This window comes from Methanoregula sp. (assembly GCF_050010295.1).
In the GTDB taxonomy this organism is placed as follows: Archaea; Halobacteriota; Methanomicrobia; order Methanomicrobiales; family Methanospirillaceae; genus Methanoregula.
On the sequence record NZ_JBEKLH010000004.1, the window covers coordinates 286,978 to 299,773 of the forward strand.

The 12,796-nt window shown below is 50.7% G+C and carries 12 protein-coding genes and 1 pseudogene; 9 read left to right on the forward strand and 4 right to left on the reverse strand.

Annotated elements, in window-relative coordinates:
- Window position 1 precedes the first annotated feature (1 nt).
- From ABSB80_RS07445 to ABSB80_RS07455, 3 genes are all read left to right on the forward strand, one after another.
- Window positions 2–229, forward strand: coding sequence for a type II toxin-antitoxin system HicB family antitoxin (locus tag ABSB80_RS07445; RefSeq protein ID WP_428369694.1), 228 nt, complete (start codon window positions 2–4; stop codon window positions 227–229).
- Window positions 230–448: 219 nt separating this feature from the next.
- Window positions 449–781 (forward strand): hypothetical protein, encoded by a 333-nt coding sequence (locus tag ABSB80_RS07450; RefSeq protein ID WP_428369696.1) that lies wholly within the window; start codon window positions 449–451, stop codon window positions 779–781.
- Complete coding sequence (locus ABSB80_RS07455; protein WP_428369698.1) at window positions 778–1,041, forward strand: type II toxin-antitoxin system RelE family toxin; 264 nt, start codon at window positions 778–780, stop codon at window positions 1,039–1,041. The genes ABSB80_RS07450 and ABSB80_RS07455 overlap by 4 nt, the downstream gene beginning before the upstream one ends.
- An 810-nt stretch (window positions 1,042–1,851) precedes the next feature.
- On the opposite strand, the gene ABSB80_RS07460 is transcribed toward ABSB80_RS07455, so the two are convergent.
- The gene (locus ABSB80_RS07460) at window positions 1,852–2,598 is read right to left on the reverse strand and encodes an SAM-dependent methyltransferase (protein ID WP_428369700.1); all 747 of its coding nucleotides are present in this window, start codon (window positions 2,596–2,598) and stop codon (window positions 1,852–1,854) included.
- An 854-nt stretch (window positions 2,599–3,452) separates the two neighbouring features.
- Here ABSB80_RS07460 and ABSB80_RS07465 point away from each other — a divergent pair.
- The 3 genes from ABSB80_RS07465 to ABSB80_RS07475 are packed head-to-tail and all read left to right on the forward strand — an operon-like array spanning window position 3,453 to window position 6,227.
- Window positions 3,453–4,574, forward strand: coding sequence for a hypothetical protein (locus tag ABSB80_RS07465; protein WP_428369702.1), 1,122 nt, complete (start codon window positions 3,453–3,455; stop codon window positions 4,572–4,574).
- The gene (locus ABSB80_RS07470; protein WP_428369704.1) at window positions 4,567–5,502 is read left to right on the forward strand and encodes a hypothetical protein; all 936 of its coding nucleotides are present in this window, start codon (window positions 4,567–4,569) and stop codon (window positions 5,500–5,502) included. The genes ABSB80_RS07465 and ABSB80_RS07470 overlap by 8 nt, the downstream gene beginning before the upstream one ends.
- Window positions 5,502–6,227, forward strand: coding sequence for a hypothetical protein (locus ABSB80_RS07475; RefSeq protein WP_428369706.1), 726 nt, complete (start codon window positions 5,502–5,504; stop codon window positions 6,225–6,227). The genes ABSB80_RS07470 and ABSB80_RS07475 overlap by 1 nt, the downstream gene beginning before the upstream one ends.
- Before the next feature lie 293 nt (window positions 6,228–6,520).
- On the opposite strand, the gene ABSB80_RS07480 is transcribed toward ABSB80_RS07475, so the two are convergent.
- On the reverse strand, window positions 6,521–6,811 hold the full coding sequence (locus ABSB80_RS07480) for a type II toxin-antitoxin system RelE family toxin (protein ID WP_428369708.1): 291 nt from the start codon (window positions 6,809–6,811) through the stop codon (window positions 6,521–6,523).
- A complete protein-coding gene (locus ABSB80_RS07485; protein ID WP_428369710.1) occupies window positions 6,808–7,008 on the reverse strand; it encodes a hypothetical protein in 201 nt (66 codons plus the stop codon). The genes ABSB80_RS07480 and ABSB80_RS07485 overlap by 4 nt, the downstream gene beginning before the upstream one ends.
- A gap of 225 nt (window positions 7,009–7,233) precedes the next feature.
- Between ABSB80_RS07485 and ABSB80_RS07490 the strand changes: the two are divergent.
- Window positions 7,234–7,435: pseudogene (locus tag ABSB80_RS07490) on the forward strand (ATP-binding cassette domain-containing protein); the annotation flags it as partial.
- A gap of 99 nt (window positions 7,436–7,534) precedes the next feature.
- On the opposite strand, the gene ABSB80_RS07495 reads toward ABSB80_RS07490, so the two are convergent.
- Window positions 7,535–8,107, reverse strand: a complete 573-nt coding sequence (locus ABSB80_RS07495; protein ID WP_428369712.1) for a dihydrofolate reductase family protein — start codon at window positions 8,105–8,107, stop codon at window positions 7,535–7,537.
- 196 nt (window positions 8,108–8,303) lie between these two features.
- On the opposite strand from ABSB80_RS07495, the gene uvrA reads away from it, so the two are divergent.
- Both uvrA and uvrC read left to right on the forward strand, forming a co-directional pair.
- The gene (uvrA, locus tag ABSB80_RS07500) at window positions 8,304–11,114 is read left to right on the forward strand and encodes an excinuclease ABC subunit UvrA (protein ID WP_428369714.1); all 2,811 of its coding nucleotides are present in this window, start codon (window positions 8,304–8,306) and stop codon (window positions 11,112–11,114) included.
- Window positions 11,115–11,184: 70 nt separating this feature from the next.
- Complete coding sequence (gene uvrC / locus ABSB80_RS07505; RefSeq protein ID WP_428369716.1) at window positions 11,185–12,777, forward strand: excinuclease ABC subunit UvrC; 1,593 nt, start codon at window positions 11,185–11,187, stop codon at window positions 12,775–12,777.
- The last annotated feature ends 19 nt before the right edge of the window (window positions 12,778–12,796 follow it).

Genomic DNA, 12,796 nt, shown 5'->3' on the forward strand with positions numbered 1-12,796 from the left:
TATGGAATATTCCATCCTGATCCACAAGGCCGGGGAAGGGGGCTTCTGGTCCGAGGTGCCCGCTCTGCCCGGCTGCTTTTCGCAGGGGGAGACGATCGAGGAGACGATCGTCAATACGAAGGAAGCGGCCGAGCTCATTATCTCATGTCTTATGGAAGATAACCGCGAGATCCCGGTTGAAGATGAATTCACGATCTACCGGGTTTGTATCGATAGCGTTCCGGGATAGGCTCCAGGCTCTTTCCGTGTCGGCCGCGTGCGGTGGGGCGGGGCCGGGCTCGTGCTGATTGGGCGGACCCGGGACCGGATCCGGTACCGAGGCCGTCGTCGCTTTTCTGGTACTGATGGCTGAAGAATAGCCTGTACTGATGGATCGGGATGTTGAATTGTGATGAATGAATTCCGAGCAAAAGGCTATTGAGTACAGGGTACAGAACTGGACATAGCTATGAATTATAAGATCGCGGACGGCTCAGAGAAAATGATGATTGCCTCCGGCAAAAAGAATCAGGCCGGCATAAGACGATACCCTGTCGGAGGTGTGAGCGAATCCTCGCTCCCCACAAGGAACTCTGACCGGAAAGTGGAGGCGATACTCTCCGACATTGTAACCCGGCTGGAGAGGATTGAGGAGAAGATAGATGAGAATGTCTATCCTCCGGAATCTACGATAAAACCAGATTTTGTAAAGGGTGCCAGGAAAGCCCGTTCCGATATAAAAAAAGGCAAAGGGAAATCCTACAACTCTGCAGACGATTTTTTCAAGGAAATTGAAGCATGAGCTTCCGGGTCGTTGTCCATCCGGATGTCGTCTCCGCGTGCAGAAAAATCCGGGCCAGAGATCCGGTCCGATATGAACAGGTGAAGAAGAAGATCCGGCTCTTGCTCGAGAACCCGGAGTCAGGCAAACCCCTGCATCCTCCACTCAGGGGATTATGGCGGGTTCATATCGGGCATTTTGTTCTGGTGTATGAGATTGATGCAAAAGAACACGCGATTGTTTTGCTGAGATTCGTCCATCACGATGAAGCGTATAGTTGATCGCACGAATATGGTGCGGACCCGTCCTCTCTTTGACTGGCGGGCCCGGGACCGGGCTTGCGGAGGAGGCCGTCGTCAATCGCTGGTACTAAATCCAGACCTCAAATCCGTCACCCGGAGAAACCCGGACGTCCTCCAACTCATCCTGCCCTGACTTTTGCCATCCAAATGTGGCTAAATATGACCTCAAATATTCCCGTCGACGACCTAATGTAAATTCCGGGTCCTGTTCCGCGTTTTTGAGAATTATGACCTCCGGTTTTGATGATTTTAGGAAAAGAGGTACAACCGGCAACGTTGCGGGCTCCGTTGTACCAGAATTCCCACAGGTGCCTTCAGGCCTCCCGTGAGGGAGGGCATCGGCGGGGATGTCACCTGGCCAGGTCTCCGGTGATCTTTCCGGCTGAACCCGGTCTGGATGCGTGCGGCGGGTCGGGGCCGGGCTTGTGGTGACTGGGCGGACCCGGGGCCGGAGAGGGAGGGGGTCGTCGCAATTACCGGAACCGGGGGCACTAAGGAGCGCCGGTACTGATGTATTACCACGAAACGTGGGTTAAAGAACGAATAAGATTTGAGCACATTTTCCTTCAATTCGGAAATAAGGAGTATATAAGACGAGTCAAAAGCGAGTATTAATTTTAGGGGCTGTACTAGATTAGAATTTTATATATCCCCCCATAGCCTCAACGTTCCCGAGTTGTTGCATGGATGTTCCGTAATTAAACATGAACACACACTTCGACGAGCCACCGAATGTAGCTCGGCCGCCCCGGCCGTTGACAATCCGCCGGATATCCCAGCTGCCTCATATCACCGCGCCATCAGCGCGAACACACCCCATCCAAGATATTCACGCGTGTACGCAGCGTAGCGTTTTGGTTCCAAAGTCAGTTTGGCTCTAACCTCTTTCGCGAAGTCGTCGTCAGGATTCGCTTCGAGCCATCGGCGCATGGTGAGCCACTTGGCCGCTTCGTACCTGTCCCAGCCTTCCTGGTTAGCCAGAACCATTTCCACAACGTCGTAGTTGAGGTCGTTAAAAGACGCGAGAAGTTCTGGAAGCATGAGAAAGTCGGAGATAGAATTGGCAAAGCATTCCTTGGCAACGCCTTCCGTCGGGGGTAACCGCACCCAGTAGGGCTCGCCGATGAGGATGATTCCTTCGGAGCGGAGACTCTTCGCCAGAAGCTCGATGGTGCCGACGACTCCCCCGCCGATCCACGTGGCACCGAGACAGGCTGCCACACCGACCTTTTCTTCGGCGACGTAGCCGACAGCGTCGCCGTGGATGAACTCGACTCGATCGGCAACTCCGAGTTCTTCAGCGCGGAGTTTCGCTTGTTCGGTGAACAACTGGCTCATGTCGATGCCGACGCCGATGATTCCGTAATCGCGTGCCCAGGTGCACAGCATCTCGCCCGAACCGCTGCCGAGGTCGAGCACACGAGCCCCCGATTCCAGGCGCAACGCTGCGCCGAGAGCGGCGAGATTTTCTGGTGTGAACGGGTTATGGATGCGGTGAGCACTTTCGGTGATGTTGAAGATACTTGGGATATCCAATGCACAACCTCCTTTTACTAAGTTGTGTAATAACTGGAATATACCCTTAGTGATTATTGTGGATAAGGGTTTTAACTATCATACAACAGCCTCAACGTTCCCTAGTTGTTGCTTTGGTGTAAACCGGCGCGAGCGAGTTGGGCCCGGGAAATTTTTTGCTGCAACCAGAACCCGGCCCTACTATTCCGGCATGCAGCGGTTCCAGCCGGAAAAAATTCGGAGCAATCGCATCCAGAGGCCCGGGATATTTTCCGGTTGCCGGGAATTAATCCGCCGGATTACCCGGGCCGGGTTTTTGCCGAGGCTGGTGCACTCCCTACCGGCCGCGTGCGGCGGGGCGGGACCGGGCCTGTTGTGATTGGGCAGACCCGGAACCGGATCGGGACGGCGGCCATCGTTCATCTCCGGTACTGATGGCACTGAGATAACTATTTGCATTATTGTGCTCTAGTGAAATTCAATGACCGAAAATCTACCTGTTACTGATGAGCTTCGCCCATCAGATAAAACTCGTATTTATTGTAGAGATCATTATATCATTCCTGCTAGATCACGGGGTCAAAAAGAAGTGACTATTCGATCTGGAGATGTCCACCGGGAACTTTACTTTACAAATCGACTACCACTTGTCTGTGCTGCGTTAGGAAGTACAAAATTTGAAAATATGGCTAGAGTAAAAAGAAAATCAATCGAAGGGCCAACTAATGGAGCAAATACAAAATTTACCTTCCAAATCCTATAGTGCTGGGCCGGTCAGTATCTTTTCGCAGTTGAGCTGACGGAACGTTAGATGACTTTATACCTTCTTAAAATAGAATTGAGGAACGATCGAATCGTAGAGCAAAGTGAATCTCATGGGAACCAATTCGTATAAGCTTATTAGTAAGGAAGATTTTCCTAAAGATAAGCAATGTTATTACTATTCTATACTTTGTTCAAGGGATCTCAAATCGATCCAAATATTAAATGATATTTGCTCGAGACTAACATTAGGAAATCAAAAAATAAATTTTCAAGATAATGAGAAAATATCGATCGCCAGTGTAGAAAAAAAATTTCATCTGATTTTAAAAAAGATTGACCCTTCGATCTACCTGCTTGTATATTTCAAGATTTCAAACGAATCCATAAAAGAGAAACTTGAGAGTATAATTGCGAGAATTAAATACATTACGTTCGGATGGATGGCTCCAGATGATCTTGGAAAATTTGAGAAATACAGCAGAGACTACGATATCATAAAACTCTATACAAGTTATGATCCGTACTATCTTCTAAAACGCTCTAAAATTCACCCTGAATTTCAAGATAGGTATCAGGATCGATGGTATAGACCGCGAGCGATTGAGGTGAATATTAAAACATCAAAAATTGATGCTCACGATGTCCTTAGTGCATTATTACAAAAGAAAATAACTGACACTATCAAGTTAAGTTTTAATGCAAAATTTAGCAATCCAGGCGAGGCAAGTATTGTCGTGGATCAGGATGCTAAAGTAATTCATGAACGGGGAGAATTGCAAGCTACGGAGAAAATTGTTTCGGATGTAGTTCAAAAAACGCACGAAAAACTTACGGAATATTCGCGATATTCGACATTTAGAGAGTATACAATATTGAATGATGGCTCATTTGATTTATCAAATTATTCACCGACGCAGCCATTCTATTATACTTTCGAATTCCCAGATGATATTAATGAATTTTCGGTTAAACTTGAAAATTTATTGACAATAAGCAAAAAAAGCCTTCAGATTTATGGGACTAGATTGGAAAGAAAAGGGAGGGATTTTTCATGTTTAACCTATATTCCCGTAGACCGTTCGGAACTTCGTCTAACTTTTTGCGAAGATGACGGAACTCCTCAATTGGTCGTTGATCCTCTACATACAACCCCCCTAGGGATCCTGACACTTACTAGGACACTCTCTGAAAAAATGACTTGGTCGACAAGGTTGAGTGGTTTTTATGACTAATTCTCTTGGATGGAATGAGTTACACACTCAACTTCTAAATTGGACTTTTTCTCTTTATATGAATCAATTTAGAGGAAATGCGCATTTAGCTAATCTAGGATATTTTGGTCGGCCGGATCCTACTTTAGAAGTCGAACAGAGTTCAAAAAAGAAAATTGTTACACCTGATTTCATTGCTACTGACCAAAAGGGAATCGTTCAAATCCATGACATAAAGGGATTTGAAAGGTTGATGCAACGGATAAATGATAATGACATTGCTGAGAAAATTGAGCAGGAATTTCAAAAGATTTCCGATTATCGAAATGTCACTGAGTCTTCAGTTATAACATTTTTTTCAAAGCACAAAATCGATCTCAAGAATATTACAGTTGAACTAATCGCTGTAATGGATTTTGATTTTTACATCCGTCATAAAAAGATTATTGATTCCTGTGCAAAAAAAAGCAATGTGATCGTCTGGACTATTGATACAAATCAGAAGAGAATTCGAAAACATGCAGTACATCATTTAGACAAGAAGTTAGATCAAATATTTAAACCGACTATTGTTCTGCCAATTCAACCATGGTGCCCGGCCTTAGTGCTCTTTACCCGGCAAACCGATAAGCGAGTGAAAACTTATCATTTTATGGCAAATTTAATTTCAGCTCTAGTGCAAAATTCTAAAAAATCTGTAAAATTTTCTGAAATTGATGATCTGATGGTTCATTCGTCTCCACCAAAATTTGCACACCTTATCCCAGATGAACGAGAAAAAGAATGGATAGCTCTTCTCTTTGAGGCAATCAATCGCGATAAAATACTTAAAAAAAGCGAGAAAGGACCTGACATATATGAACTTCAGAATCCTGCTATTCTCGAAAGTCCATATTCAAGGAACAAGCTTCTAGAAGATCTTTCAAGAAGACTGGGGATAATTAAATAATGTCAGCTGCTACCATTAAAATTAATAATTTTCTTCTGTCAAGAATACTCAAGATTGTTAGTGAAATAAACAGTGAAGTAATATTACACTTTTCCAATAATATTGAGATAAAAACGATGAATCCTTCTTTTAGTAATTTTCTAACAGTTGTTTTGAGTAAAGGCGCTTATTCTGATTACAAAAAGAACGAAGATTTTGAGATTTTAATTAATTTTGAAATCTTACAACAAGTATCTGAACGATCCGAACGAAGTAAAATCCAAGAGATTTCCTTGAATTTTTCAGATGCTCAAATGAGATTTTTCGAAGAAGGGCCTAATGGATCGGTTTTTGACCTGAATATTTACTCATCAACATCGTCAAAAATTATAACGCCAAAATTTCATACCCTTAATGAGGTAAAAAGTGATTCAACGCTGATCCTCGAAGGTCTAAAGAAGTTATCAATTATTTCGAAATTTTTTGATATTATTAATGATGACGGAAAAGTAATTCTCCATTCTAAAGAGGCAGTGTACGGTGAAGGAGCTATTGATATAGGGACCGCGAAAAACTTCTCTTCCGAAAAAGATTATTACCATATATCTCCGTTAAAAGAAATTCTAGAAATCGTCCCGGATAAAACGGCGATAACATTAGAAATAGCTGACCATCATGCTTTAAAAATTTCTTTCATTTTTTCGCATGTTGCGTTTGGCATGATCATGGCGGCATCAAAGCCATAACACTGAATCGCGGGACCATTAAATATCGTAATATTCTATTTCACTTTCTTACCCCATCCCTCATCTCTTTAATACCCCAAACCAATCCGTACCAGCATCAAAATAAAAGACATCGTCAAGGGTACCCGCCAGCAGAAACCTCAGGAATATCAGCGTCACGATCTCCCGCGACAAGCTCGTGGTGATCACCGGGGTCTCCGGCTCCGGGAAACCGGCGCTCGCGACACGGCTACGACGTGCGCTAAAAAGGGCAGCGGCGGTATGCCGGGGCCCTCAACCGGTGAGAAAAAGAATCAATGATACCCGTATTTCTTATGAGCCTGCCCGATTGGCAGGATCTCCTGGACAATCACCAGTTTTTCCTCTGCATCAATCTCGTAAAATACGGTGTAACTGCGGGAAATGTGGAGCCGGTATATGATAACCCCGCCTCGTAAAACTAGTTTCTCTTTATCACCTTGGCTCCCCGGGAACGGATCTTTTTCAAGGCGTTTCAGAGCGGTTTTGATGATCCTCCGCGTCTTCTCCGGCAGGCGATTGATCTCATCAGATAACTCGTGCCATAGTACGAGGGAAAATGTCAATCTTTAATCTCCGAAAGTGAAACGTACCCCTCTCTCTTCCGGCCGCTCCATTTCCTGACGTCTTCCTCCAACCGGCGCCTCTTTCGGTCCTCGATCATCTCTGCCAGGAGATCGGTATAGGTCTGGCCGGCCGCTCGCATCTCCGCAAGGTCCTTCCACACCGGTTCTGTTACGGGTATCCGTTTTACCGCAGACATGATCGAATTGTAAGCATGGTAAGTATGAATACTTTTGGCGAATTTTTTCCGGTATCGCTTCTCCTGTCATATGTCCTCCCTCAGGTACACCCTCATGAACAATTTTGTTCATTCTAGTGTACAGGAGGGAGAAATGTCTGTTGATGGCCGGCGATTTTTTCCTTTACTTTCATGCCCCGAAATATACTTCTTTAATACCTCCCGCCAAACTGTCCCAGCATCAGAATGAAACACATCCTCATCAAAATTGCCTGCCCAGCACAACCTCAAGAATATCAGCGTCACGATCCCCCGCGACAGGCTCGTGGTGATCACCGGGGTCTCCGGGTCCGGGAAATCGACGCTCGCGTTCGACACGCTCTACGCCGAGGGGCAGCGGCGGTACGTCGAGTCGCTCTCCACCTACGCCCGCCAGTTCCTCGGACTTAACTCTCCCAAAATCTGGTGCTGATGAGTTGGCGGTTGATAGTAACTTTTTTCGCAGTGGAATAATGGCCCTCAACCGCCGATGCATCAGAACCGTGACTCAAGCTGGCTGGTAGGTTGCTATAATAACACCCTTATCAGTTGTCTTGGCACGTATGAGCTTCAGAGGTGTATAGGGAATGCCTTCATCAAACAGGCGACGTCCTTCCCCTAAGACGAGCGGATGGACTAAAAGGACATACTCATCTATCAGATTACTAGGCATTAACGATCGTATCAACTCCCCGCTGCCCATGATTACAAGATCCTTTTTTTGCTCTTTCTTTAGCGTAGAAAGCGTCTTTGCAACGTCGCCATTAATGAGAGTGGAATTTTTCCATGGCAGGGGTTCCTTTAGCGTTCTGGATACAACATACTTTTGGGTATTATCCATGTATGATGAGAAAGGACTGTAAGTCCGCTGAGGCCAGACATTATAAAAGTCCTCATACGTCGTTCGGCCCAGAAGAAGGCCGCCTGCATTTGCCATAGCCTCTCCTGCCTCGGGCATCGCTGCGTACGGCGCAGCCCATCCACCGTGCGTAAAGCCGCCACGAGTATCCTCGTCAGGTCGTGCCGGGGCTTGCATCACTCCATCTAATGACAGATTTATGAATACGATGATTTTACCCATTTTCACACCGGTTCGAAATTATAGAAAAAGAGACATTTAATACTTGCTGGGGCTCTGTTGCGTCTGCGGTTGATATGCAAATTCATCCCGATGGGAAAGACCGCCGCTACCGCAGATTAGCTCGCCCTCCCTACACTTTCACCGTCCCCAATCCTCACTTCTTTAAATACCGGCACCAATCTGTACCCCACGTAAAATGAAAGACATCATCATCAAAGGTGCCCGCCAGCACAACCTCAAGAATATCAGCGTCACGATCCCCCGCGACAGGCTCGTGGTGATCACCGGGGTCTCCGGCTCCGGGAAATCGACGCTCGCGTTCGACACGCTCTACGCCGAGGGGCAGCGGCGGTATGTCGAGTCGCTCTCCGCCTATGCCCGCCAGTTCCTCGGGCTGATGCACAAGCCCGACGTGGACTCCATCGAGGGGCTCTCGCCCGCCATCTCCATCGAGCAGAAGACGACCTCGAAGAACCCCCGCAGCACGGTCGGCACCGTCACCGAGATCTACGATTACCTCCGCCTCCTCTTCGCCCGGATCGGGACGCCCTACTGCCCCGAGCACAACATCCCCATCGCCGCCCAGACCCCCGACAGGATTGCCGACCAGATCGTAGCGGAACACCCGGGCCAGGTCACGGTCCTCGCCCCCATCGTCCGGCAGAAGAAAGGGACGTACCAGCAGCTCCTCAGGGACCTGAACAAGGAAGGCTATGCCCGGGTCAGGGTGAACGGGAAGATCATACGGACCGACGAGGAGATCGCCCTCGACCGGTACAAAAAACAGGACATCGAGATCGTCATTGACCGGCTCGAATCCTCCGACCGGACCCGGCTTGCGGAAGCGGTGGAGAACTGCTTAAAGAAGTCCGAGGGGCTCGTGCTCGTCGCTGATGAAGAGGGGAAGGAGTCCACGTACTCGTCCCTCATGGCCTGCCCGGTCTGCGGGATTGCGTTTGAGGAGCTCCAGCCCCGTATGTTCTCGTTCAACAGCCCGTTCGGCGCCTGCGAGGAGTGCCATGGGCTCGGGGTGAAGATGGAGTTCGACCCCGACCTCATCATCCCGGACAAGGAGCGGTGCATCGCGGACGGGGCAGTCGCCCCGTACCGCAACCCGATGGACGGGTTCCGGGGCCAGTACCTCGCTACCCTTGCGAGGAACTATGGCTTCTCTGCCCTCACGCCGATCAAAGACCTGACCACGGAGCAGTACGACGCGCTGATGTACGGCTCCGACCGGAAGATGAAATTCTCGATGAGCATGAAAGGCGGCGACGCGGAGTGGTCGCACACGGGTGAGTGGGAAGGGCTCCTGCCCCAGACCGCCCGGCTCTATGCCCAGACGCAGTCGGACTGGCGGAAACGCGAGCTCGAGAGCTACATGCGGGTCTCCGACTGCCCGGCCTGCAAGGGGAAGCGGCTCAAGGAGAAGGTGCTCGCCGTCCGGATCGACGGGAAGTCCATCATCGATGTCACCGACCTGCCGGTCGCGAAGAGCGCTGCATTGTTCCGGAACCTGAAACTGACCGAGAAGGAGACCGAGATCGCGACCCAGATTATCAAGGAGATCCGGTCACGCCTCGACTTCCTCGAAAAAGTCGGCCTCGGGTACCTCACGCTCTCCCGGAACGCCGGGACGCTCTCCGGCGGGGAAGCGCAGCGGATCCGGCTCGCGACCCAGATCGGCTCGAACCTGATGGGCGTCCTCTACGTCCTCGACGAGCCCTCAATCGGCCTCCACCAGCGCGACAACCGGAAGCTCATCGAGACGCTCCGGACGCTCCGTGACCTCGGGAACACGGTGCTCGTCGTGGAGCATGACGAGGACATGATCCGGTCCGCCGAGCACGTCATCGATATGGGCCCGGGCGCCGGGCTCCATGGCGGCGCCGTTGTCGCGGAAGGGAACCCGAAGCAGATCGAGAAGAACAAAAAGTCCCTGACCGGCCAGTATCTCGCAGGCACGAAGAAGATCGAGATCCCCGCAAAGCGCCGGGCCCCGAAGCGGTACATCACCGTGAAGAAGTGCCGGGAGAACAACCTCAAGGGCATCACCGCGAAGTTCCCCATCGGCCTCCTCACGGTCGTCACCGGTGTCTCGGGCAGCGGGAAGTCCACGCTCGTGTACGAGACCCTCTACAAGGGCATGATGCAGATCATCAACAGGTCCCGGGAGCAGGCCGGGAAGCACGACGCGATCGTCTTCGATGCCGAGATCGACAAGGTCATCGTCATCGACCAGTCCCCGATCGGGAAGACCCCGCGGTCCAACCCGGCGACCTACACGAAAGTCTTCGACGAGATCCGCACCGTCTTTGCCGGCACGAAGGAGGCGAAGATGCGGGGCTACAAGCCGGGCCGGTTCTCCTTCAACCTCCGGGGCGGGCGGTGCGAAGCCTGCGAGGGCGACGGCCTCATCCGGATCGAGATGAACTTCCTCCCCGACGTGTATATCGAGTGCGAGGAGTGCAAAGGGAAGCGGTACAACCGCGAGACCCTTGAGGTGAAATACAAGGGCAGGTCCATCGCCGACGTCCTCGACATGAGTGTCGAAGAGGCGATGAAGCTCTTCGAGAACATCCCGTCAATCCGGACCAAGCTAGAGACCCTTTCGCGGGTCGGGCTCGACTATATCAAGCTCGGCCAGAGCTCGACCACGCTCTCGGGCGGAGAGGCGCAGCGGATCAAGCTCACCCGCGAGCTTGCGAAGCGTGCGACCGGCAGGACCCTCTACCTCCTGGACGAGCCGACGACCGGGCTACACTTCGACGACACCAAGAAGCTGATCAAGGTGCTCGACGACCTCGTGGAGAAAGGCAACACCGTGATCGTGATCGAGCACAACCTCGATGTCATCAAGTCGGCCGACCACCTCATCGATATCGGTCCGGAGGGCGGGGACGCCGGCGGCGAGATCATTGCTACCGGGACGCCTGAGAAGGTTGCGGCTACGAAGGAGAGCTATACCGGGCAGTTTTTGGACATGATGTTCGAGGGCCGTCGCTGACAGATAATCCCCGACCCTCACCCGATCCTCATCCCTTATGAGCTTGCACGAAGAGACGCTACACTGCGAAATGCTTGATACTGCCACCCTCCCAAACAACCCCGGCTGTTATCTTTTTTTTGACAAAAGAGATACGGTCATCTATGTGGGAAAAGCAAAAAACCTCAGGAAACGGGTGAGCAGTTACTTCCAGAAAAAAGACCACGACGTAAAGACCCGGAGCCTCGTCTCAGGTATCGCCCGAGTCAGCGTCATGGTGACCAACACCGAGACCGAAGCGCTCCTGCTCGAGAACAACCTCATCAAAAAACACCAGCCGAAGTACAACATCGATCTCAAGGATGCCAAACGGTATGCCTATATCGAGCTGACAACCGAGCAGTTCCCGCGGATCGGGATTGCACGGCGCACGGCTAAAGGGGAAGCCTCGTATTTTGGTCCGTTCGTTTCCGCGGCGGAGCGTGACGCCCTCATCAGGGTGATCAAACGGGTCTTCCTCCTGCGTTCATGCAGGAAACTGCCGAAACGCGCCTGTCTCCGGCACCACATGCACACCTGCAGCGCTCCCTGCATCGGTTCGATCAGTGAGGAAGATTACGGGAAAGACGTTGACCGGGCCGCAGCCCTTCTGAAAGGAAAGGGCAATGAGCTCCTCGCCTCGCTGCGTGAAGAGATGGCCGGATATGCCGCAATGAAGGATTACGAGAAAGCCCTGGTACTCCGCAACCAGATAACCGCGATCGGGCATCTCACCGAACGCCAGCACGTCGAAAGGCCAAAGGAGACCGACCAGGACGTTATTGCCTATGCGGTATCCGATGAAACGGTATACCTGATGGTCTTCTCGGTGGAGAAAGGCCTGCTTGCCGGCAAACAGGAGTTTTCGTTTGACCACCGGGAAGATTTTTTCGAAGAGTTCCTCGTCCAGTACTATGCGGAACGGACCCCGCCGTCAGAACTCATCGTCCCGCTGGAAGTGGGTGAAGCCATGGCTGAATACCTTGCCGAACGCAAGGGAAAGGCTGTACATGTCTCAGTACCGATGATTGGAGAGAAGAAAAAACTCCTCGAACTTGTGGAGAAGAACATCGAGTACTCGTTCCTGAAAAATGACCTGAAGGTGAAAGACCTGCAGGCAAACCTCGGTCTCCCTGATCTTCCGGAAGTGATCGAATGCTTCGATATCTCGCACCTCTCCGGTACTGCCATGGTCGGGTCGATGGTGCAGTTCCGCAACGGCGTACCGGACAAGAAAAATTACCGCAGGTTCAGGATAAAGACGGTGGAGGGAATCGATGATTTCGCCTCGATTGCGGAGATTGTCAGACGGCGGTACGACCGTCTCATCAAGGAGGACGCCGGGATGCCAGACCTCATCATTATTGACGGGGGAAAAGGCCAGCTCTCATCGGCCCGGAGTTCTCTCAGGGACCTCGATCTCACAATCCCGGTCATTGCTATTGCAAAAAAAGAGGAAGAGATCTTTATGCCCGGAGAGATGCTTCCCCGGCGGCTGGATGAAAAGGGGATGGCCCTCCGGTACGTCCAGGAGATCCGGAACGAAGCCCACCGTTTTGCCATTGCGTATAACCGTCTCCTGCGGAAAAAAACGGTTATAGGCGATGGGAAGAAGCCGGTAAAGTCAAAGAAGAAGTCCGGCTGATCCCCGGGAACGCGATCCC

Excerpts from the sequence above, each read along its gene's own strand:
- ABSB80_RS07445 (WP_428369694.1), top strand. The coding sequence starts at position 2 with ATGGAATATTCCATCCTGATCCACAAGGCCGGGGAAGGGGGCTTCTGG.
- ABSB80_RS07450 (WP_428369696.1), top strand. The coding sequence starts at position 449 with ATGAATTATAAGATCGCGGACGGCTCAGAGAAAATGATGATTGCCTCC.
- ABSB80_RS07455 (WP_428369698.1), top strand. The coding sequence starts at position 778 with ATGAGCTTCCGGGTCGTTGTCCATCCGGATGTCGTCTCCGCGTGCAGA.
- ABSB80_RS07465 (WP_428369702.1), top strand. The coding sequence starts at position 3,453 with ATGGGAACCAATTCGTATAAGCTTATTAGTAAGGAAGATTTTCCTAAA.
- ABSB80_RS07470 (WP_428369704.1), top strand. The coding sequence starts at position 4,567 with ATGACTAATTCTCTTGGATGGAATGAGTTACACACTCAACTTCTAAAT.
- ABSB80_RS07475 (WP_428369706.1), top strand. The coding sequence starts at position 5,502 with ATGTCAGCTGCTACCATTAAAATTAATAATTTTCTTCTGTCAAGAATA.
- ABSB80_RS07485 (WP_428369710.1), bottom strand. The coding sequence starts at position 7,008 with ATGTCTGCGGTAAAACGGATACCCGTAACAGAACCGGTGTGGAAGGAC.
- ABSB80_RS07495 (WP_428369712.1), bottom strand. The coding sequence starts at position 8,107 with ATGGGTAAAATCATCGTATTCATAAATCTGTCATTAGATGGAGTGATG.
- uvrA (WP_428369714.1), top strand. The coding sequence starts at position 8,304 with ATGAAAGACATCATCATCAAAGGTGCCCGCCAGCACAACCTCAAGAAT.
- uvrC (WP_428369716.1), top strand. The coding sequence starts at position 11,185 with ATGCTTGATACTGCCACCCTCCCAAACAACCCCGGCTGTTATCTTTTT.